General features: G+C 68.6%; 20 protein-coding genes. 5 read left to right on the top strand and 15 right to left on the bottom strand.

Going from position 1 to position 19,165, the window contains the following annotated elements; genetic code table 11:
- Positions 1 to 82 precede the first annotated feature (82 nt).
- From ACEXHE_RS11595 to ACEXHE_RS11570, 6 genes are all read right to left on the bottom strand, one after another.
- The gene (locus tag ACEXHE_RS11595; RefSeq protein WP_356968224.1) at positions 83 to 772 is read right to left on the bottom strand and encodes a hypothetical protein; all 690 of its coding nucleotides are present in this window, start codon (positions 770 to 772) and stop codon (positions 83 to 85) included.
- A 56-nt stretch (positions 773 to 828) separates the two neighbouring features.
- The gene (locus tag ACEXHE_RS11590; RefSeq protein WP_374785895.1) at positions 829 to 2,112 is read right to left on the bottom strand and encodes an ABC transporter permease; all 1,284 of its coding nucleotides are present in this window, start codon (positions 2,110 to 2,112) and stop codon (positions 829 to 831) included.
- Complete coding sequence (locus ACEXHE_RS11585; RefSeq protein WP_091697202.1) at positions 2,109 to 2,891, bottom strand: ABC transporter ATP-binding protein; 783 nt, start codon at positions 2,889 to 2,891, stop codon at positions 2,109 to 2,111. Before ACEXHE_RS11585 ends, ACEXHE_RS11590 begins: the two co-directional genes overlap by 4 nt.
- 142 nt (positions 2,892 to 3,033) lie before the next feature.
- The gene (gene trpS / locus ACEXHE_RS11580; protein WP_374785894.1) at positions 3,034 to 4,152 is read right to left on the bottom strand and encodes a tryptophan--tRNA ligase; all 1,119 of its coding nucleotides are present in this window, start codon (positions 4,150 to 4,152) and stop codon (positions 3,034 to 3,036) included.
- Between the two features lie 27 nt (positions 4,153 to 4,179).
- Positions 4,180 to 5,025, bottom strand: coding sequence for an exodeoxyribonuclease III (locus ACEXHE_RS11575; protein ID WP_277245799.1), 846 nt, complete (start codon positions 5,023 to 5,025; stop codon positions 4,180 to 4,182).
- A gap of 82 nt (positions 5,026 to 5,107) precedes the next feature.
- Positions 5,108 to 5,722, bottom strand: a complete 615-nt coding sequence (locus ACEXHE_RS11570; protein ID WP_277245797.1) for a hypothetical protein — start codon at positions 5,720 to 5,722, stop codon at positions 5,108 to 5,110.
- Positions 5,723 to 5,796: 74 nt separating this feature from the next.
- On the opposite strand from ACEXHE_RS11570, the gene ACEXHE_RS11565 reads away from it, so the two are divergent.
- Positions 5,797 to 7,050 (top strand): MFS transporter, encoded by a 1,254-nt coding sequence (locus tag ACEXHE_RS11565; RefSeq protein ID WP_374785893.1) that lies wholly within the window; start codon positions 5,797 to 5,799, stop codon positions 7,048 to 7,050.
- A complete protein-coding gene (locus ACEXHE_RS11560) occupies positions 7,050 to 8,576 on the top strand; it encodes an MFS transporter (RefSeq protein ID WP_374785892.1) in 1,527 nt (508 codons plus the stop codon). The genes ACEXHE_RS11565 and ACEXHE_RS11560 overlap by 1 nt, the downstream gene beginning before the upstream one ends.
- Before the next feature lies 1 nt (position 8,577).
- Here the strand turns inward: ACEXHE_RS11560 and ACEXHE_RS11555 are convergent, their stop codons facing one another.
- Complete coding sequence (locus tag ACEXHE_RS11555) at positions 8,578 to 9,153, bottom strand: LysR substrate-binding domain-containing protein (RefSeq protein WP_374785891.1); 576 nt, start codon at positions 9,151 to 9,153, stop codon at positions 8,578 to 8,580.
- Here ACEXHE_RS11555 and ACEXHE_RS11550 point away from each other — a divergent pair.
- The gene (locus tag ACEXHE_RS11550; protein WP_260062190.1) at positions 9,152 to 9,904 is read left to right on the top strand and encodes an MFS transporter; all 753 of its coding nucleotides are present in this window, start codon (positions 9,152 to 9,154) and stop codon (positions 9,902 to 9,904) included. The genes ACEXHE_RS11555 and ACEXHE_RS11550 overlap by 2 nt on opposite strands.
- 111 nt (positions 9,905 to 10,015) lie before the next feature.
- On the opposite strand, the gene ACEXHE_RS11545 is transcribed toward ACEXHE_RS11550, so the two are convergent.
- The 8 genes from ACEXHE_RS11545 to glyA form a co-directional block, all read right to left on the bottom strand.
- Positions 10,016 to 10,822, bottom strand: a complete 807-nt coding sequence (locus tag ACEXHE_RS11545) for an ABC transporter permease (protein ID WP_374785890.1) — start codon at positions 10,820 to 10,822, stop codon at positions 10,016 to 10,018.
- A 52-nt stretch (positions 10,823 to 10,874) separates the two neighbouring features.
- On the bottom strand, positions 10,875 to 11,798 hold the full coding sequence (locus tag ACEXHE_RS11540) for an ABC transporter permease (RefSeq protein WP_374785889.1): 924 nt from the start codon (positions 11,796 to 11,798) through the stop codon (positions 10,875 to 10,877).
- On the bottom strand, positions 11,791 to 12,792 hold the full coding sequence (locus ACEXHE_RS11535) for an ABC transporter ATP-binding protein (protein WP_091697217.1): 1,002 nt from the start codon (positions 12,790 to 12,792) through the stop codon (positions 11,791 to 11,793). Before ACEXHE_RS11535 ends, ACEXHE_RS11540 begins: the two co-directional genes overlap by 8 nt.
- 40 nt (positions 12,793 to 12,832) lie before the next feature.
- Positions 12,833 to 13,126 (bottom strand): type II toxin-antitoxin system PemK/MazF family toxin, encoded by a 294-nt coding sequence (locus tag ACEXHE_RS11530; protein ID WP_260062203.1) that lies wholly within the window; start codon positions 13,124 to 13,126, stop codon positions 12,833 to 12,835.
- A 28-nt stretch (positions 13,127 to 13,154) separates the two neighbouring features.
- A complete protein-coding gene (locus ACEXHE_RS11525; RefSeq protein ID WP_260062189.1) occupies positions 13,155 to 13,352 on the bottom strand; it encodes a hypothetical protein in 198 nt (65 codons plus the stop codon).
- A gap of 89 nt (positions 13,353 to 13,441) precedes the next feature.
- Entirely contained in the window at positions 13,442 to 14,305 is an 864-nt protein-coding gene (locus tag ACEXHE_RS11520) for an endonuclease/exonuclease/phosphatase family protein (RefSeq protein WP_356968243.1), read from the bottom strand.
- 185 nt (positions 14,306 to 14,490) lie between these two features.
- The gene (locus ACEXHE_RS11515) at positions 14,491 to 15,462 is read right to left on the bottom strand and encodes a bifunctional methylenetetrahydrofolate dehydrogenase/methenyltetrahydrofolate cyclohydrolase (RefSeq protein ID WP_091697502.1); all 972 of its coding nucleotides are present in this window, start codon (positions 15,460 to 15,462) and stop codon (positions 14,491 to 14,493) included.
- Between the two features lie 5 nt (positions 15,463 to 15,467).
- Positions 15,468 to 16,727 carry a serine hydroxymethyltransferase gene (glyA, locus tag ACEXHE_RS11510; protein WP_356968571.1) on the bottom strand — a complete coding sequence of 420 codons (1,260 nt, stop codon included), beginning with the start codon at positions 16,725 to 16,727 and terminating at the stop codon, positions 15,468 to 15,470.
- Positions 16,728 to 17,021: 294 nt separating this feature from the next.
- On the opposite strand from glyA, the gene ACEXHE_RS11505 reads away from it, so the two are divergent.
- Both ACEXHE_RS11505 and ACEXHE_RS11500 read left to right on the top strand, forming a co-directional pair.
- Positions 17,022 to 17,531 carry a Fur family transcriptional regulator gene (locus ACEXHE_RS11505; RefSeq protein ID WP_091697219.1) on the top strand — a complete coding sequence of 170 codons (510 nt, stop codon included), beginning with the start codon at positions 17,022 to 17,024 and terminating at the stop codon, positions 17,529 to 17,531.
- A 54-nt stretch (positions 17,532 to 17,585) separates the two neighbouring features.
- Entirely contained in the window at positions 17,586 to 19,091 is a 1,506-nt protein-coding gene (locus ACEXHE_RS11500; protein ID WP_374785888.1) for a catalase, read from the top strand.
- Positions 19,092 to 19,165 lie beyond the last annotated feature (74 nt).

Raw genomic sequence — 19,165 nt, 5'->3', positions numbered from 1 at the left:
TGAGGCCAGACAGACCAGAAGCCCCGCACCGAACGGTGCGGGGCTTCTGTGTTCTCAGATGCAGGCGCTCAGGCCCTCGGTGTCAGTACCGGGGCTTCTCTGACTGAGCACGGGTGTAGGCGGCCACGTCCTTGTTGAAGGCGGTGATCAGCCAGACGATGTTCACCACGATGAACAGCGCGCTCAGCACGATCGCCAGGATCAGCCCCGGTCCCTCGTAGACGCTGAGTCCGCTGAAGCCGAAGGCGGAGAAGGCGATGCCCAGGATGGCCAGGACGATGCCCAGGATGCGAGCCCAGTTCTTGCCCTTGCGCAGCGGCAGGTAGACCAGCAGGTACAGGCCGATGCCCAGCACCAGGACGACCAGGGTGGTCCCCAGCGTCATGGCGCTCGATGCCGCCAAAGCGGTGTCCAGCTCGGCCTCGGACATGGCCAGGCCGCCGGCCTCGAGCTGGTTCCGGACCTGCTCGCGCACGGCGTCCTCGTTGGGCGGGAAGATCAGGCTCACCAGGGAGGAGAGCACCCACAGGACCAGCGATCCCAGGGTGAGCTTGAGCAGCAGGTCCATCTTGGCCGGCCGCTCCACCGGTGCACCGTACTGGCCCTGCTGGGCGTAGGGCGTGGTGCCGTAGCGGCTGCCCTGCTCGGGTGCCTGTCCGGGCTGGCCGGGTGCGGGGTACTGCATCTGACCGGGCTGGCCGTACTGCTGGCCGGCGTTCGGCTGGTTCGGATCCTGCCCGGGGGCTGGGTTCGGAGGAAGGTTCTGACTCATCTGGGAGTCCTCTCTGTCAGGGGGTGATGTACAGATCTGTCAGCACGGGGCCGGACTCACTCGTGGCGCAGGGCCTCGATGGGGTCCTTCCGTGCGGCTCGTGCTGCCGGCAGGGTGCCGGCCAGGAATGCGATGCCCAGGATCAGCAGGGTGATCCAGAGCAGGGCGAGCGGGTCCACGGAGAACAGGGTCAGCCCGGCGACTCCGCTCAGCGGCCCCTCGGTCAGCAGGGTGTTGCCAACCAGTCCGGCGACCACACCCAGGCCGACGCCGATCACCGAGCCCATCAGCCCGATCATCACCGCCTCCATGGAGAACAGGCCGAAGACCTTGCCGTTGGACAAGCCCAGGGCCTTCATCAGTCCGATCTCCCGGGTGCGCTCCTGGACGGACATCAGCAGGGTGTTGACGATGCCGAAGCTGGCCGCCAGCAGGGCGATCAGTCCGAAGCCGTTGAGCACCCAGGTGACGGTGTCGATGATGCCGCGGAGCATCCCGAGCTGGTCCTCCATGGTCAGGCCCATCATGTCGTTCTCCACCAGGGCGTTCTTCACGTCCATCTCGTGGGCGGCCATGTCCTCCACGGTGGCCACGGCCTGGACGTAGGTGTTCTGACGGTCCTCAGGCAGCCCGGTGTTCTGCGCGGCGGCGATCTCCTCGTTCAACGCGGTGGAGGGCAGAATGCTGCTGCCCACGCCGGAGGGCAGCGGCGCGGAGATGCCGACGATCTCGGCCTCCACGGTGTGCCGCTCCCCCACCACATCGGACACGGCCAGGGTCACGGTCTGGCCCACGGCGTCCTCGGCAGTCTCAGCACCCAGCGACTCCAGCCAGGAGTTCGGCACGGTCAGCTCCAGGGCCTCGGGCTCCGGCGCCCGTCCGGCGTCCAGCTCCAGGGAGGGCGCGTCGATGGGGAAGCCCACGGAGGGCACCTGCCACTGACGTCCGTCCTCGCCCTGGAGGTAGTCCACACTGGTGAACACGATCGGCTCCACGGCCGTCACATGGTCCAGGCCCTGGATGGTCTCGATGTCCCGGTCGGTGAGCATGGTCTGCCCGAACTCACCGGTGGCGCCGTCCTTCTCCGGGTCGAACTCGGTGGGACCGTCACCGGTGGGCATCTGCGCGGTGGGGTCGGCGGCGGCCATGACGTACATCTGGCTGTCATCGCCATAGCCGTCCACGATGGTGGAGACGTACTTGTTCACGCCGGATCCCAGACCGGAGGTCAGGGTCAGGGCGAAGGCGCCGATCACGATCGCGATCACGGTGAGCACGGTGCGCATCTTGGAGCGCAGGGTGTTGGTCAGGGCCGTCCCGACGACGTCCAGAGACTTCATGACTGACCTCCCGTTCCGCTGAGCACGCCTCGGTCCTCGGAGACGATCAACCCGTCCTGCATATGCAGGCGACGCTGGCACTTGGCCGCCAGGTCGTCGTCGTGGGTGACGACCACCAGGGTGATGCCGTGGTCACGGTGCAGGCCGAAGAGGATGTCCTCCACCACCTCGGAGGTGGCGGTGTCCAGGTTGCCGGTGGGCTCATCGGCGAAGATGACCTCGGGCCGGTTCACCAGGGCGCGGGCGATGCACACGCGTTGCTTCTGGCCGCCGGAGAGGTCGGTGGCCTTGTTCTTGGCCTTGTCCGCCATCTCCAGCTGCTCCAGGACCTCCATGCCGCGCTGGTTGCGCTCGGAGCGTCCCACGCCGGCGATCTTCAGCGGCAGGGTGACGTTCTCCAGCACGGTCTGGTGGGGGTTGAGGAAGAACTGCTGGAAGACGAAGCCGAAGGTGGCGTTGCGCAGCCCGGAGACGTCCTTGATCTTCAGCTGGGAGACCGGACGGCCGTGCATGGCCACCACCCCGGCGGTGGGCTGGTCCAGCAGGGCCAGCAGGTGCATCAGGGTGGACTTGCCGGACCCGGACTTGCCGATGATCGCCAGGGACTCGCCCTGCTCGATCTGGAAGGTGATCCCCTTGAGCGCGTCGAACCGGGACTCGCCGCGGCCGTAGACCTTGACCAGGTTCTCGGTCTCGAGGACGGGTTCGACCCGGTGCCGGCCGTGAGCGCCCGAGGGCTCGGGCGGTGGACTGTTCGGTGCCGAGGGCACGGAGGACATCAGTTCCCTTTCGTGGAGCGCTGCTGGATCTCCGGCGCTCCGGGAGGGACGTCTGCGGTCTCCCCCCGGTGGCCGGACTGACTCCAGTCTGTCAGCCCGGCGCCACCAGGGCCTCCGCCACACGGGGGAGATTCCGGCGTGTCTAGCCCACCGGAGGGAGGAAACCGACCTTGCGGTACACCTCGGAGAGCACGGGAGCGGCCACCTCGCGGGCCTTGATGGCGCCGTGAGCGAGCAGCCGGTCCAGCTCGGCCGGATCGTCCAGCAGCTCCAGGGCCCGGGTGCGGATCGGTTCCAGCCGCTCCACCACGGCCTCGGCCAGATCGACCTTGAGATGCCCGTACATCTTCCCGACGTAGGCCTCCTCCAGCTCCGGGATCGACCGGCCGGTGACGGCGGCGAAGATGGAGAGCAGGTTGGACACCCCGGGCTTGGTCTCCCGGTCGAAGCGGACCTCCGTGCCGTCGTCCGTCACAGCGGACTTGATCCGCTTGGCGGTCTTCTTGGGCTCGTCCAGGATGTTGATCAGCCCGTTCGGGGAGACCGCGGACTTGGACATCTTGGCGGTGGGGTCCTGCAGGTCATAGATCCGGGCGCCGTTCTCCGGGTAGAAGCCGGTGGGCACCACGAAGGTCTCCCCGTATTTGGAGTTGAAGCGCTGGGCCAGGTCCCGGGTGAGCTCCACGTGCTGGCGCTGGTCATCTCCCACGGGCACGCCGTGCGGCTGGTAGAGCAGGATGTCTGCGGCCATCAGCATGGGGTAGGCCAGCAGACCCACGCCTGCGGAGTCGGCACCCTGCTTGGCGGCCTTGTCCTTGAACTGGGTCATTCGCTGAGCCTCACCCATCCCGGTCATGCAGGTCAGCACCCAGGCCAGCTGGGTGTGCTCGGGAACCTGGGACTGCACGAACAGCGTGGAGCGCTCCGGGTCGATCCCGCCGGCGATGAACTGGGCGGCGGCCACCCGGGTGCGCTGGATCATCGCGGCCGGGTCCTGCGGCACCGTGATGGCGTGCAGGTCGGGGATGAAGTAGTAGGCGTCGAAGTCGTCCTGGACCTGGACCCAGTTGACCAGCGCACCCAGGTAGTTGCCCAGGTGCAGGGAGTCCGCCGAGGGCTGCATGCCGGAGAGGACACGGTGGCGGGTGCCCGCCCCGGGCAGGTGGGCGGTCTTGGCGGTGTCCGTGGCCAGCACGTCGGCCGGGCTGACCCGGCGGGCGCTCTGCTCGGCGGCGGTGGTGGCGGTGGGCTCAGCGGTCATCTCGGTGGGGTCCTTCGGAAGGTCGTGTCAGAACTGGTAGTCGACCACGAGCGGTGCGTGGTCGGAGAAGCGGGTGTCCCAGCTGGGAGCGCGGTCCACCACGGCCTGGGTGGCCTTGGCGGCCAGCTCGGGGGTGGCCATCTGGTAGTCGATGCGCCAGCCGGTGTCCTTGTCATAGGCCTGCCCGCGCCAGGACCACCAGGTGTAAGGCCCGTCCACGTCTCCGGCCAGTTCCCGGGCCACGTCCTTCCAGCCGATCTCCTCGCCGAAGAAGCGGTCGAAGTAGGCACGCTCCTCCGGCAGGAAGCCGGCCTTCTTGACGTTGCCCTTCCAGTTCTTGATGTCCCGCTCGGTGTGTCCCACGTTCAGGTCACCGGTCACCAGGGCGTAGTCCTTCTCCTGGCGCAGCTGCTGCAGCCGCAGGATCATCTGGTCCAGGAACCGGTACTTGTCCACCTGCTTGGGGGTGTCCACCTCGCCGGAGTGCACGTAGGCCGAGACCACGGTCAGGGTCTTGCCGTCCGGGGTGGGCAGGTCCACCTCGACCCAACGGCCGGCATCGTCGAAGTACTCGTCCCCGATCCCGCTGCGCCGCTCCCCGTGTTCGGCGAGGGTGGCCACCGCCACGCCGGCACGGCCCTTGGCTGCGGCCACGGCGTCATGCACGTGCCAGTCCTGCCCGGTGATGTCCTCGAGCATGGTCTCCAGGATGTCGCTGGGAGCACGGACCTCCTGCAGGGTCAGCACGTCCACGCCGCGTCCGGCGAACCAGGCCGGCATGCCCTTGCGGTGCGCGGCCCGGATCCCGTTGACGTTCACCGTGGCCACACGCAGCGCGCCCGGCTCCTTGGGAGCGTGGGCGTTGGCATGCACGACGGCGGCCGGGGCCTGATCGGTGGGGGCGGCGGTCACTGGGGTGGAGGGCTTCGTGGTCACGCTCTCCAGGGTAGTTCAGTCAGTTGATGACCTCGCCCTGGATGGGTCCTTCATCCTGTGCGGCGCGGGAGCCGCGGGAGCGCTGGGAGGAGGCGGCGCCGTCGGGACGGGAGGCGGAGTCATGCTGCGAGCTGTCCTGGGAGGCCTTGATCATGTCCCGGGCGTTGCCCGCGGTGATCTCGATGGTCTCCAGTGCCCGGCCGACCATGTCCTGGTCCGCGGCGGCACCCTGGGCCAGCTCCTCCTGGATCACGCGGGTCTGGACCTGGACGATCTTGAAGGAGTGGTCCAGCTTGGTGTCCCGCATGGGGTCCACGGCCGGGGCGGACTGGCCCTGGACCTCGGTGCGCGGGGCCATCGAGGCGGTCATGTTCTTGACCTGCTTGGACACCGACTGGGCGCCACGGCGCACGCCGAGCACCACGGCCACGGCCAGCAGCAGCCAGCCGCCGGAGATGATCACCAGCAGCCAGCCGATGACGTCGTTCTGGTTCGCGGCGAAGAGCAGGGCCACGATCAGCACCAGGACCATGACGCCGAAGGTGATCCCACCGCCCTTCATCGTCCAGTTCAGCCCCTGACGGGACGAGGACGGGGAGGACTGTGCTGAGGATCCGCTTTCCACTGACTGCATGGCACCGATTATCCCGCATCGGCACGGACTGACCTATTCGGGGAGCGGTCCCCTGCCGTGCCTATCCTGTCTGCATGCCCGAATCACCTGCGCCGCTGTGGACGCGCGGGTATGTGCTGGCCTGCCTGGCCAATGTCCTGATGTTCTTCAACGTCCACCTGCTCCTGTCCACGGTGGCCGGATACGTGGTGGCGCGCTTCACCGTGGGAGACGCCGTGGGCGGCGCCGCTGCGGCGGTGTTCATCATCGGCACCGTGGTCGCCAGACTCCTCGCCGGCCCGCTGATCGAACGATTCGGTCCGCGCGTGCTGCTGCTGATCGCCTTCGCGACCTTCGTGGTGGCGCCGCTGCTCTACTGGGCCTCGGGTGCGGTGTGGATGCTGCTGGTGGTGCGCACCCTGCACGGACTGACCTTCGGCGTGGGCTCCACCGTGATCGCCGGGGCCGCCGTGTCCCGGATTCCGCGCACCCGCATGGCCGAGGGCACCACGCACTACTCCTCGTCCACGCTGATCGGCGTGGCCGCCGGGCCGGTGGTGGGTCTGGCACTGGCCGGGTCCGACGCCGGCTTCGGTCCGATCGGCGTGACCGCGTCCGTCGTCTCAGCGGCAGGACTGGCCGTGGCCGTCCTCCTGCCTCCGGTGAGCCGCCTGCGGCAGGCGACCGAGCCGTCGTCGGGAGGGCCCGTGGGACCTGGCTCGTCTCAGGAGGTCCACCGCCCAGGCTGGGCCCGGTTCGTGGAGCCCGGGGCCCTGCCCAGCGCCGTGATGGGCACGCTCTACTCGATCGGCTACGCCGCGATCGTCACCTTCCTGGCCCAGCTGGCCGCCGAACGAGGGTTCGGAGCGGCGGCGAGCGCCTTCTTCCTGGTCTACGCCGGTGCCGTGCTGATCACGCGGCTCTTCACCGGACGACTGATGGACCGGACTGGGCCGAACGTGGTGATGGTCCCGGGATTCGTGCTCTTCGCCGTGGCCCTGGCCCTGCTCTCCGTGGCGCAGTCCTGGCCGGTGCTGCTGGCTTCGGCGGTCCTGGTGGCTCTGGGATACGGTCAGCTGCAGTCAGCGGGACAGACCATCTCAGTGATCCAGGTGCCCCCGGCCCGCGCGGGGATGGGGGCGGCCACCTACTTCCTGGGGATCGACGTCGGCATGGGGCTGGGGCCTATCCTGGCGGGGGTGCTCGCGCAGTGGTTGGGCGTGGGCCCGATGTACCTGCTGCTGGCTGCATTCATGGTCATGTTGCTGCCCGTGTACTGGCTGGTGCAGGGGCGGCAGCTGCGCCGACCCGACACCCCTGCGCCCCCTGAGACGAATCCGGAGAAATGATGACCCCGCCACGTACCCCCACCGGGCAGCCCACCAGGCCGCCCATGCCGGAGGGCTGGCTGCGGATCATGACCGTTCTGCTGGTCCCCCTGTTCCTGTCCCTGATGAGTGTGAGCACCGTCAATGTGGCCCTGCCCGCCATCGAGGAGGGACTGGATGCCAGCTCAGCGGACCTGCAGTGGGTGCTGGCCGGCTACACCCTGGCCTTCGGCGTGGTCCTGGTGGCCGCGGGGCGAGCGGGTGACCTGTGGGGACGCAAGACGTTCTTCATCGCCGGCATCCTGGTCTTCACCCTGGGCGCCCTGGCCTCCGGCCTGGCGGTCTCCCCCCTGATGCTGAATCTGGCCCGGCTGCTGACCGGCATCGGCTCCGGGCTGCTCAACCCCCAGATCATCGGGATCATCCAGACCGTCTTCCACGGACCGGCGCGTGGCCGGGCCTACGGCATGTTCGGCACGGTGATCGGCCTCGGCGTGGCCGTGGGACCGCTGATGGGCGGTGTGGTGATCCAGACGTTCGGCCCCGAGTGGGGCTGGCGGTGGACGTTCCTGATCAATGTGCCGATCGGGCTGCTCGCCGCGTTCATGGCCTGGCGCTGGCTGCGCAGACCGGTCCGCGACCAGTCCGCCGAGGTGACACCGCGATCACTGACCGCGCTGGATCCGATGGGAGCCCTGCTGCTGGCTGCCGGCGTCGTCTGCCTGATGCTCCCCTTCATGGTGCCGGGGACCTGGTATCTGATGGGGGCCGCCGTCGTGATCCTGGCCCTGTGGTGGTGGTGGGAGTCCCGCCTGGCAGGCAGCGCGGACCCCGCGCACCAGCCGATGGTGGACCCTCGCCTGTTCCGCATCCCCTCCTTCACCTTCGGCACCCTGGAAGCCGGGGCATTCCTGGCGACCATGCCCGGCGTGTGGGCCGTGCAGGCGATCTTCACCCAGCAGGGACTGGGCCTGTCTCCCCTGGCCGCAGGTCTGACCACGCTGCCCTCCGCCGTGCTGGTGGCCGTGCTCTCGCCGATCGTGGGGTCCAAGGTGCACCGCCACGGGCCGGTGTTCGTGGTGGTCGGCGCCGGATTCTCCTTGGTCTCGCTGGTCTTGGCGGCGGTGAGCTTCCACCAGATCTCCGCCGGCGCGTGGCCGTATTGGACGCTGGCGGCCTCGCTCGGCCTGCTGGGCGTGGTCCAGGCGTTCCTGTTGACCAGCACCCAGGTGATCACCATGCATGACGTCCCGGCGCAGTCAGCCGGCGCGGCGGGTGGAATCTCCCAGACCGCCCAGCGTGTGCTCACCGCGGTCGGCCTGGCCGCGGTCACCGGTGCGTACTTCGCCGCCCTCTCCCCCGAGGCGGTTCCCGGCATGACCCCGCCCGTCCCCGAGGACACCGCTGTGGTCCACGGGCAGGCCGCCGGGGTGGCGATGGTGGTGGTGGGAGCGTTCTGGGGCGTGATGGCGGTGCTGGCCGTGATCGACCTGCTGCGCCGACGCCGTGGCGGTTCGCTCTCGCTCGCCGGGCCCGGGGCCCACTGACTCAGCCGGGCCAGAGGTCCTGACGGGCCACCCGGTCCACCACCGCTGCCAGCGCCGTGGCGGCGGTGGACGGACGCAGCTGCGGATTGCGGACCATGATCACCCCCAGGGGTGCTACGTCCTCCCCCAACGACTTCACCGCGAGCGGCTCTCCGCCGTAGGAGAGGTCCCCTGCGGGGCGTTGGGCCAGGATGGCGTACCCCAGTCCCTTGGCCACCAGGGACCGGGTGACCTCGAAGTCCGAGGTCCGGAAGGCCACGTGGGGCTGCAGCCCGGCGTCGCGGAAGATCCGCGCGGTGTTCTCCCGGCTGGGCGAGATGTCCAGGACGATCATCGGCTCCTCGATCACCTCGGCGAGCCGGACCTGTTCTTGGTCGGCCAGCCGATGGTCGGCCGGCAGGACCAGCAGAGGGCGTGCCGCATTCAGACTGGTCACCCGCAGCCCCGGAGGCAGCGCGAGATCATAGGTGACGGCCAGGTCCAGGCGGCCCTGGAGCACCTGCGCGCAGATCTCGTCCTGCGAGCCGGCCACGAAGTCCAGGTCCACGCGCGGGTGGGCCTCGTGGAAGGCCGCCATGATCTCCACCAGGAGGGTGGGCGCCAAGAAGGAGCAGCAGTCCGCACCCACCAAGGTCCTGTTCCGCCGCCACTGGCTGCTGGTGCTCCTGGCCGCCCTGGTGTTCGTGGGCAACAACGCCAACGGCTACATGATCACCGGCGGCTTCGTCCTGTCCTACACCACCGACCCGACCCAGCTGAACATGCCCCGCACCGACGTGCTGCTGGCTGTGTCCATGGCCGCCGTGGTCTGGATGATCTTCACGGTGGTGGCCGGCGCCCTCTCGGACCGAATCGGCCGTCCCCGGACCTACCAGATCGGCTACATCTGGCTGCTGGCCATGGGCCTGCCGCTGTTCTGGATGATCAACACCGGCTCGCTGGGCCTGATCTACCTCTCCCTGGCCATCTTCGCCGTGGGCCTGGGACTGACCTACGGCCCGCAGGCGGCCATGTACTCCGAGGTCTTCCCGGCCGATGTGCGCTTCTCCGGCGTCTCGATCGCCTACGCCCTGGGTGCCATCCTGGGCGGGGCGTTCTCCCCGATGATCGCCCAGGCCCTGCTGCAGGCCACCGGAGGGACCACGGCCATCTCGCTGTACCTGATGGGCATGTCCGTGGTGGCGTTCATCGCGGTCAGCCTGTTCCGGGACCGCCGCGGCATGGACCTGTCCATCAACAACCAGGCCGAGCAGGAGGTGGGGACCACGGTCTTCGACCACCGCGACGTCCCGGCCGCCTACGACACCACCCCGGCCGGACGGCGCTGACGCTCCGCTGATCAGCCGCCCTGCCGGGCACCGCAGAACGGGTCGTCTCCCCCACCGGGAGGCGACCCGTTCTGCGTGTGTGGACCGGACGTCGTCGGGACCCGGGAACGCTCAGCGCAGGAAGAGCGACTTGAGCCGGATCGAGGCGAAGACCATGCCGCCGATCACCATGACCACGAAGTACAGCACGTGCACCAGGGTCCCGGCGGTGAAGACGCCCACCGAGAGCTGACGCAGCAGCTCCACACCGTGCCAGAGCGGCAGGGCCTGGATGACCCACTGGATCTGCTCCGGGTAGACGCTCAGTGGGAAGAACGTGGCCGAGAACAGGAACATGGGCATCAGCACCACCATGATCCAGTCCATCTGCTGGAACTTGGTCATGTAGCTGGTGATCGCCATGCCCACGGAGGCGAAGGCGAACGAGATCAGGACCGCGGCGGGCAGCATCAGCAGCGCCCACGGGCTGGTCAGGTGCCCCATGACCGCCATGATCGCCAGGAACCCGGTGGAGTACACGGCGCCGCGGAACAGGGCCATGCCGATCTCCCCCAGGGCCACGTCCAGGGGACCCATGGAGGTGTTGAGCATGATCCGGTAGATCTTGGAGTGGCGCATCTTGAAGAACACGTTCCAGGTGGAGTCGTAGATGGCACCGTTCATGGCCGAGACCGCCAACAGCGCCGGAGCGATGAACGCCGGGTAGGACATCGGCCCGGCCGGTCCTTCCACGGCGCCGATCATCGCGCCCAGCCCGATCCCCATGGAGAGCAGGTAGAGCACCGGTTCGACGAACCCGGAGGCGAAGACCGCCCAGTTGTTGGTCTTCAGCGCCAGGAAGCCGCGCTCCAGCACGGCCCGGATGTTGCCCGCGTACATCCCGGCGAACGGACCGCTGCGCACGGTGATCTGCGGCATCGGCGGGATCGGCTCGGAGATCCGGCCCTGCGGCCGAGTGGCGGGCTCCGGCTCAGTCCCTTCCCGACGACGGCCGGCGCCTCGGGTGCGCTTCCAGCCTGCGCGGGGGGGTCACCACGCGAGCGTCCCGGTCCGGGGTGCCCTGGATCCAGCCCAGGCGGAGCGTGAACTGGCGCCAGACCAGCCACCAACCCAGCACCGCCAATGCCACCAGATACAGCACCCGCAGGACGGTCAGGGTCCAGGGCTCCTGCATGCCATAGCTGGCGATGCGGCCCAATTGGGCGGCGTGCCACTGCGGCGAGATCCAGCCGATCCACTGCAGGGCCACCGGCAGGTTGGTCAGCGGGTAGAACGTGCCGGAGAACAGGAACAGCGGCATGATGATGAACCGCTGGACCAGGGCGAACTGGCCCTTGTCCTGGGTGATGGAGCTGGCGTAGGCCATCAGCGGCAGCCCGACCGCCAGCCCGCCCAGCACCGCGGAGATGATCTGCAGCCACGCCCAGGGACTCGGTGCCACCCCGAAGAGCAGCATGACGGCGTAGAACAGCACCGACTGGGCCAGGAACCGCAGGGCCACGGCCGCCACTTGGCCGGCGGCGATCTGCCAGGGCTGCATGGGTCCGGCCTGCGGTCCGAAGTAGACCCGCTGCCACTTGAAGCCGCCCATCACCGGGTAGGTGAACTCGGTGGCGGCGGTCATCAGCGCGGACGAGGCCAGCAGCGCCGGGGCCAGGAACACGATGTAGGAGACGCCGTCCACGGTGGACTGGCCGCCGTCGATCACCGCCGCCAGACCCAGGCCCATGGCCAACAGATAGATCAGCGGCTCGCCGATGGCCGAGACCACGATCACCGAGCCGTACCGGCGCATCTGCAGCAGGAAGTGTTCGGCGTAGTACCACCAGCCCCACGTCCGGGCGCGGGCCGCCGAGGCGTCGGGCGTCAAGGGGACCAGCAGGCGCTCAGTCAATGAGGGACCTGCCCGTCAGCGTGAGGAAGACGTCCTCCAGGGAGGAGCGGCGCACCAGGGAGGTGATGGGATGGTGACCCAGGGCGGAGACCGCGGTGAGCACGTCCTCGCCGCTCGGGGTGTAGAGCAGGACACGGTCCGGCAGCGGCTCCACGCGGTCCACCAGGGAGGCAGGCAGCCGCTCGGATCCGCGCAGCGCCTCCAGTTCGGCGGCCACCTGGGCGTTGCGCTCGGTGCCGAAGCGCAGTTCGACCACCTCGCGGGAGGAGTGCTCACGGATCAGCTGCGCCGGGGAGCCCTCGGCCATGATCTGGCCCTGGTCCACCACGATCAGCCGGTCGCAGAGCTGCTCGGCCTCATCCATGTAGTGCGTGGTCAGGATCAGCGTGGTGCCCTGTTCCTTGAGCCGGAACAGCCGGTCCCAGAGGATGTGGCGGGCCTGCGGGTCCAGGCCGGTGGTGGGCTCGTCCAGCAGCAGCACCTGGGGCTCGTTGACCAGGGACCGGGCGATCACCAGTCGGCGCTTCATGCCCCCGGAGAGGCCCTCCACCTGGGCGTCGGCCTTCTCGGTGAGCTGGGCGAACTCCAGCAGCTGCTGGGCTTTGGGGCGCAGATAGGACCGGGGCAGGCCGAAGTAGCGGCCGTAGACCATGAGGTTGTCCCGGACGGTGAGCTCCTCGTCCAGGTTGTCCTGCTGAGGCACCACACCCAGGCGCGCCCGGACCTCTGGCCCGTGGGTCTCCGGGTCCAGCCCCATGATCCGCAGCTCGCCGGCAGTGCGCTGGGAGACCCCACCGATCATTCGCATGGTGGTGGACTTGCCGGCGCCGTTGGGTCCCAGCAGCCCGAAGGCCTCGCCGGGCGGGACCTCGAAGTCGATGCCGCGCACCGCCTCGAAATCGCCGTAGCGCTTCGTCAGCCCGCGCGCGGAGATGACCGGGGTCTGGCCAGCCGGCCGAGCTGTGGATGAGAGGTGGACTGAAGGAGTGTGCACCGGAACAGCGTAACCGCCGTCACAGACGGGATAGAACGACCTACACGTCCAGCAGCAGCGCTAAGGTCTCTCGAATGGCGCTCAGCGCCACGGGCCCGCTGTTTCCGTCACATGTCAGGATTCGACGGGTCGCCACAGATCGGACATGTTGGCATTGGGCTGCGGACCGCTCGACCAGGCGATTCTCGGGATCGGGCTCGAGGATGACCTCCGTGCCGCTCGCACGAACGGTACGCGTCAGCGGAACGACCTGTACCACGTTTGGGCCGCCACGGAGCACAGCCCCGGCAGTCACCACCACCGCTGGTCGCCGAAGGCCAGCCTCGCTGCCCATCGGTTCCCCGAGGTCCACCTCGACGATGTCACCCGGATGGAGCATCAAGCCACGCCGTTTCGTCGTCTCTCAGCTCGGCGGCAAGATCGCGCCCCATCTCCTCCTGCCGGAGAGCTCGGATCGCTCGACGCACCGTCTGGTCGATCGTCTCGTGGCGATCGTCCGCCAGCCGGGTGACCTGCTGATGCGTGTCCCGACTGATGCGAATCGTGGTCGTGGTGCTCATACAGCCCAGACTAGGACGTGTAGACAGAAACGTCTACAGCACGCGGGGGTGCCACGAACCACGACGGCCGGCCCCTTTGCAGGGACCGCTCAACCTCCGGGGTGCGTGTGGCCCGGGTGAGGCAACACCACTTCGGCGAACACCGGCAGATGGTCCGAAGCCTGAGTGTCCACCACCTCAGCGAACACCGGTGTGATGTCCGGCGAGGTGAGGATGTAGTCGATGCGTCGATCAGGGTCCTCCGGGTCGATGGTGTAGCCCGGCCCCTCTCCGACCACGGGCCAGACATCGCCCAACAGCGAAGTGAACAGCCCGTATTCGGGGCTGGAGGGCTCGGCGTTCAGATCACCAACCAGGATCGCCGATCCGCCGGCGTCTCGGAGGGCCTCGTTGACCACTTCAGCCTGCTCGGCACGCCCGCTGGCCGAGTTGTGCGTCAGATGGGTGTTGTAGAACGTGAGGTCGACACCTCGCACCTTCAGGTCGGCCTGGGCCAGACCGCGCTGCTCCCCACCGGGGTGGTTCGGCAGCACCGTGTTGGTGCAGTCGGTCAGTCGGTACTCGGAGAGGATCGCCGTGCCATACTGACGCCGTTCGGTGCGCCCCTCAGCAGGCTCGTTGTCCAGATTGGCCGAGTAGCAGACGTGCATGTCTAATCGGTCGGCGAGCCAGGCGGCCTGGTCCTCGAACCCCGACCGCTCACCCCAGTGCCGATCGACCTCCTGTAGACCGATCACTTCGGCTCCGCCGTCCTCCAGCACGGAGGCGATCCGTTCCAGGTCCAGAACGCCGTCCGACCCGGCACCGTGATGGATGTTGTAGGTCGCCACGGTCAGGGTCCGATCAGCGGCCGGTGGCAGATCTCCGGGTGCGGCCGCAGCAGGCAGGACCGCACCGACTGCCAGAGAGGTTATCGCAGCCAGGGACAGCGTGGTGGTGAGGACTCGGGACATCACAGGTGCCCTTCCGATCGATGAGGTTCCAGGTGGTGCCTCCATCACACCCAGTGAAGATGAACGCCGACGGCCTCTGACGGTGAAGACTGGCTGACGGATCGGAGACCAGAAGTCCCCACGAACCACGACGGCCGGCCCCCTGTCCGGGACCGGCCGCCGTTCAGTGGGGTCAGACGCGCGGTTCAGACGCGGTCGTGCGCGGCCCAGTCCTCGGCCTGGCGCTCGGCGGCCTCCACCACGTTGGCCACCAGCATCACGCGGGTCATCGGGCCCACGCCGCCGGGGTTCGGGGCCATCCAGGAGGCCACCTCGGCCACGGCCGGGTCCACATCGCCCACGATCCGGGACTTCCCGTCCTCGCCGGTCACCCGGGAGACGCCCACGTCCAGCACGATCACGCCGGGCTTGACGTGCTCCTTGGTCACCATGTGTGCCACACCAGCAGCCGCGATCACGACGTCGGCCCGGGCCAGTTCCGCGTTCAGGTCGGCGGTTCCGGTGTGGGCCAGGGTGACGGTGGCGTTGACGTCCTTGCGGGTCAGCACCAGTCCGGCGGGACGGCCGATGGTCACGCCGCGGCCGATCACCAGCACGTGCTTGCCGGAGAGATCGATGCCGTAGTGGCGCAGCAGCTCCACGCAGCCCTTGGGCGTGCACGGCAGCGGCGAGTCCAGATCCCCGGACACCGAGGAGACCAGGCGCCCCAGGTTCATGGGATGCAGTCCGTCGGCGTCCTTGGCCGGGTCGATCGCCTCCAGCACGCGCTGGGTGTCGATGTGCTTCGGCAGCGGCAGCTGGACGATGTACCCGGTGCAGGCAGGATCGTTGTTCAGCTCGTCCAGGACGGCCAGCAGCTCCTGTTCGGAGACGCTGTCCGGCAGCTCGCGCTGGATGGAGGCGATGCCCACCTCCGCACAGTCCCGGTGCTTGCCGGCCACATAGGACTTCGAGCCGGGGTCCTCCCCCACCAGGACGGTGCCCAGGCCGGGCACGATCCCCTGCTCGGCCAGCACGCTCACGCGCTGGGCCAGATCCTTCTTGATGGCCGCGGCCGTGGCTTTGCCGTCCAGGCGGCGGGCACCGGAGCCGGCCTCCTGCTGGGAGGTGCCGGCCGTCGTCGTGCTGGCTGTGCTGGTGCCGTGCTGGTCCGCCATGGGGGTCACCACTGCTCCAGGCCGCCGTAGAGCGGGAAGTCCGCGGCGAGCTTCTTCACCCGTGCCTGCAGGGCTTCCACGTCCGGGGAGGGCTTCAGGGCGGAGGCGATGATCTCGGCGACCTCGCGGAACTCGGTCTCGCCGAAGCCGCGCGTGGCCAGGGCCGGGGTGCCGATGCGCAGGCCGGAGGTGGTCATGGGCGGGCGGGGATCCCACGGCACAGAGTTGCGGTTCACGGTGATGCCCACCTCGTGCAGCAGGTCCTCGGCCTGGCGGCCGTCCAGCTGGGAGTCGCGCAGGTCCACCAGGACCAGGTGCACATCGGTGCCGCCGGTCAGCACGGAGACGCCATGTTCGGCGACGTCCGCGGCGGTCAGGCGCTCGGCCAGCAGCTGGGCGCCCTGGATGGTGCGCTGCTGACGCTCGGCGAACTCCTGGCCCGCGGCGATCTTGAAGGCCACAGCCTTGCCGGCGATGGCGTGCATCAGCGGTCCACCCTGCTGACCCGGGAAGACAGCGGAGTCGATCTTCTTCTTGTACTCCTCGGTGGTGAGGATGAAGCCCGAGCGCGGACCGGAGAGGGTCTTGTGCACAGTGGAGGAGACCACGTCCGCATGCGGGACCGGGTTGGGGTGCAGGCCAGCGGCGACGAGCCCGGCGAAGTGCGCCATGTCCACCCACAGCTTGGCCCCGACCTCGTCGGCGATCTCGCGGAAGGCGGCGAAGTCCAGCTGGCGCGGGTAGGCGGACCAGCCGGCCACGATCACGGCGGGCTTCTCGGCGAGGGCCTGCTCACGGACCTTGTCCATGTCCACGCGGTAGGTGTCCGGGTCCACCTCATAGGCGGCGATCCGGTAGTTCTTGCCGGAGAAGTTCAGCTTCATGCCGTGGGTGAGGTGTCCGCCGTGGGCCAGGGACAGGCCCATCAGGGTGTCACCGTGGTTCATCAGCGCCTGCATCACGGCCACGTTGGCCTGGGCGCCGGCGTGCGGCTGGACATTGGCGTGCTCGGCGCCGAAGAGGTCCTTGGCGCGCTGGATGGCCAGGTTCTCGGCCACGTCCACGAACTCGCAGCCGCCGTAGTAGCGGCGCCCCGGGTAGCCCTCCGCATACTTGTTGGTCAGCACCGAGCCCTGGGTCTGCAGGATGGCCCGCGGGACGAAGTTCTCCGAGGCGATCATCTCCAGGGTGTCGCGCTGGCGACCGAGCTCGTCGGACAGGGCCGCGGCGATCTCCGGGTCCACCTCCGAGAGCGGCTGGGACATGAGGGCGGACGTGGGGTTCTGCTGGGTCACGAAGTGCTCCTGGGTCGGGGTCGAAGGACGTGGCTCGTGTGCATCTGCCGGCGTCCGGACCCAGGCGGTCGGTCCAGTCGCCCCACCGTGGTCCACCCACGGTCGGCCGCTCCCCGGTGGTGGCCCACCCTCGCCAGTCGCGACCAGGTCTCATCCTAGCCGCGTGGCCTGCGCGGGTCTGCTGTGGGGTGTTCACGGACTGTTCACCGCGCACCGACGCTGCTTTGTTTTGAGTCACTCAAAACTGTGGCATAGTGAGGATCGATGACACCGATCACATCCGACCCCGCTTCGACGCCTGCACCCCTGGTGTGGGCCACTCGGCTGCGCGCGGCCGGACTGCGGGTGACCAAGCAGCGCCTGGCGGTGCTGGAGGCCCTGCACACTGCACCGCACACCACGGCCGAGGACGTGCTCGCGCAGGTCCGTGGTCAGCTGCCGGAGATCACCGTGCAGTCGGTCTACACCGTGCTGAACTCGCTGACCTCGGCCGGGCTGCTGCGGCGCCTGGACCTGTCCGGCCAGCCGGCACGCTATGAGACCCAGCCCGGCGGCGTCTCGGACAACCACCACCACGCGGTCTGCACCGAGTGCGGCCGGATCGAGGACGTGGCCTGCGCCGTGGGGCACACCCCGTGCCTGACCCCCGCCGACGACCACGGCATGACCATCCAGGTCGCCGATGTCATCTACCAGGGCATCTGCGCCGACTGTGCCTCCGGCACCTCGTCGGCCCAGACCCCCACCGACTCCGGGACGGCCGTTCGCGGCTGACCCGGCACCACACCCCATCCACCACCGAGCAGTTCCCCATCGAAGGAGAATGAGATGACGGAGAAGAAGACTCCTCACGCCACCGGTTCGACCACGCAGGCCGGCATCCCGGCCGTCAGCGACCGCAACTCGCTGACCGTGGGCGCCGATGGCCCCATCGTGCTGCACGACCATCACCTGGTCGAGACCCTGGCACACTTCAACCGGATGAACGTCCCCGAGCGTCGTCCGCACGCCAAGGGCGCCGGCGCCTTCGGCACGCTGGAGGTCACCGAGGACGTCTCGCAGTGGACCAAGGCTGACTTCCTGCAGAAGGGCAAGACCACCGACCTGCTGCTGCGCTTCTCCACCGTGGCTGGCGAGCTGGGCTCCCCCGACACCTGGCGCGACGTGCGCGGCTTCGCCCTGAAGTTCTATACCGAAGAGGGCAACTTCGACCTGGTCGGCAACAACACCCCGGTGTTCTTCGTGCGCGACCCCATGAAGTTCCCGCACTTCATCCGCTCGCAGAAGCGCCTGCCGGACTCCGGCCTGCGCGACGGCACCATGCAGTGGGACTTCTGGACCCAGAACCCTGAGTCCGCCCACCAGGTCACCTACCTGATGGGTGAGCGCGGCCTGCCCAAGTCCTGGCGGACCATGAACGGCTACGGCTCGCACACCTACTCCCTGGTCAACGCCGAGGGCGAGCGCTTCTGGGTCAAGTGGCACTTCATCTCCCAGCAGGGCGTGGAGAACCTCTCCAACGAAGAGGCCGAGCGCCTGGCCGGTGCTGATGCCGAGTACCACCGCCGCGACCTGCGTGACGCCATCGAGCGTGGCGACTTCCCGAAGTGGGATCTGTACTTCCAGATCATGCCGTACGAGGACGCCAAGACCTACCGCTTCAACCCCTTCGACCTGACCAAGATCTGGTCCAAGAAGGACTACCCGCGGCACAAGGTCGGCACCATGACCCTGAACCGCAATCCGGAGAACTTCTTCGCTCAGATCGAGCAGGCTGCCTTCTCCCCGGCCAACATGGTTCCGGGCACCGGCAACTCCCCGGACAAGATGCTGCTGGGCCGCAACTTCGCCTACGCGGATGCCCAGCGCTACCGCATTGGCACCAACTTCCAGCAGCTGCCGGTCAACAAGCCGATCAACGAGGTGCACACCTACAACTTCGAGGGCAACATGTGGTACGAGCACTCTGGTGCCCGCACCGTGTACGCCCCGAACTCCTTCGGTGACTCCTGGTCGGACGAGACCGGCCCGGTCGACAACGGCTGGGAGGCCGACGGCGCCCTGACCCGTGAGGCCTACACCCTGCGTGCTGAGGACGATGACTTCACTCAGCCCGGCACCCTGGTGCGCGAGGTCTTCACCGACGCCCAGCGCGACCAGTTCGTCGAGACCGTCGCGGGCGCCCTGGACGGCGTTCAGGAGCCGGTGCTGTCCAACGCCTTCCAGTACTGGAAGAACGTGGACGCCACCATCGGTCAGCGCATCGAGGACGCGGTGAAGGCCAACGCCGACGGCGCGACCACCCCGGGCATGGGCGTGGACCGCGACCAGTGACCTGAGAGGCACCGCCCCCGGTGCCTGACACACAGTGACCCCATCCCCTCGCGTCGAGGGGATGGGGTCACTGC

This window comes from Micrococcus sp. IITD107, from assembly GCF_041927415.1.
In the GTDB taxonomy this organism is placed as follows: Bacteria; Actinomycetota; Actinomycetes; order Actinomycetales; family Micrococcaceae; genus Citricoccus; species Citricoccus terreus.
Note: the sequence above shows the minus strand (reverse complement) of the source record. Positions and strands in the feature narration are given on the sequence as shown.

Excerpts from the sequence above, each read along its gene's own strand:
- ACEXHE_RS11595 (WP_356968224.1), bottom strand. The coding sequence starts at position 772 with ATGAGTCAGAACCTTCCTCCGAACCCAGCCCCCGGGCAGGATCCGAAC.
- ACEXHE_RS11545 (WP_374785890.1), bottom strand. The coding sequence starts at position 10,822 with ATGCCGCAGATCACCGTGCGCAGCGGTCCGTTCGCCGGGATGTACGCG.
- ACEXHE_RS11530 (WP_260062203.1), bottom strand. The coding sequence starts at position 13,126 with ATGGGCAGCGAGGCTGGCCTTCGGCGACCAGCGGTGGTGGTGACTGCC.
- ACEXHE_RS11555 (WP_374785891.1), bottom strand. The coding sequence starts at position 9,153 with ATGGCGGCCTTCCACGAGGCCCACCCGCGCGTGGACCTGGACTTCGTG.
- ACEXHE_RS11500 (WP_374785888.1), top strand. The coding sequence starts at position 17,586 with ATGACGGAGAAGAAGACTCCTCACGCCACCGGTTCGACCACGCAGGCC.
- ACEXHE_RS11560 (WP_374785892.1), top strand. The coding sequence starts at position 7,050 with ATGACCCCGCCACGTACCCCCACCGGGCAGCCCACCAGGCCGCCCATG.
- ACEXHE_RS11570 (WP_277245797.1), bottom strand. The coding sequence starts at position 5,722 with ATGCAGTCAGTGGAAAGCGGATCCTCAGCACAGTCCTCCCCGTCCTCG.
- ACEXHE_RS11585 (WP_091697202.1), bottom strand. The coding sequence starts at position 2,891 with ATGTCCTCCGTGCCCTCGGCACCGAACAGTCCACCGCCCGAGCCCTCG.
- glyA (WP_356968571.1), bottom strand. The coding sequence starts at position 16,727 with ATGTCCCAGCCGCTCTCGGAGGTGGACCCGGAGATCGCCGCGGCCCTG.
- ACEXHE_RS11565 (WP_374785893.1), top strand. The coding sequence starts at position 5,797 with ATGCCCGAATCACCTGCGCCGCTGTGGACGCGCGGGTATGTGCTGGCC.
- ACEXHE_RS11590 (WP_374785895.1), bottom strand. The coding sequence starts at position 2,112 with ATGAAGTCTCTGGACGTCGTCGGGACGGCCCTGACCAACACCCTGCGC.
- ACEXHE_RS11520 (WP_356968243.1), bottom strand. The coding sequence starts at position 14,305 with ATGTCCCGAGTCCTCACCACCACGCTGTCCCTGGCTGCGATAACCTCT.
- trpS (WP_374785894.1), bottom strand. The coding sequence starts at position 4,152 with ATGACCGCTGAGCCCACCGCCACCACCGCCGCCGAGCAGAGCGCCCGC.
- ACEXHE_RS11550 (WP_260062190.1), top strand. The coding sequence starts at position 9,152 with ATGATCTCCACCAGGAGGGTGGGCGCCAAGAAGGAGCAGCAGTCCGCA.
- ACEXHE_RS11525 (WP_260062189.1), bottom strand. The coding sequence starts at position 13,352 with ATGAGCACCACGACCACGATTCGCATCAGTCGGGACACGCATCAGCAG.
- ACEXHE_RS11505 (WP_091697219.1), top strand. The coding sequence starts at position 17,022 with ATGACACCGATCACATCCGACCCCGCTTCGACGCCTGCACCCCTGGTG.
- ACEXHE_RS11515 (WP_091697502.1), bottom strand. The coding sequence starts at position 15,462 with ATGGCGGACCAGCACGGCACCAGCACAGCCAGCACGACGACGGCCGGC.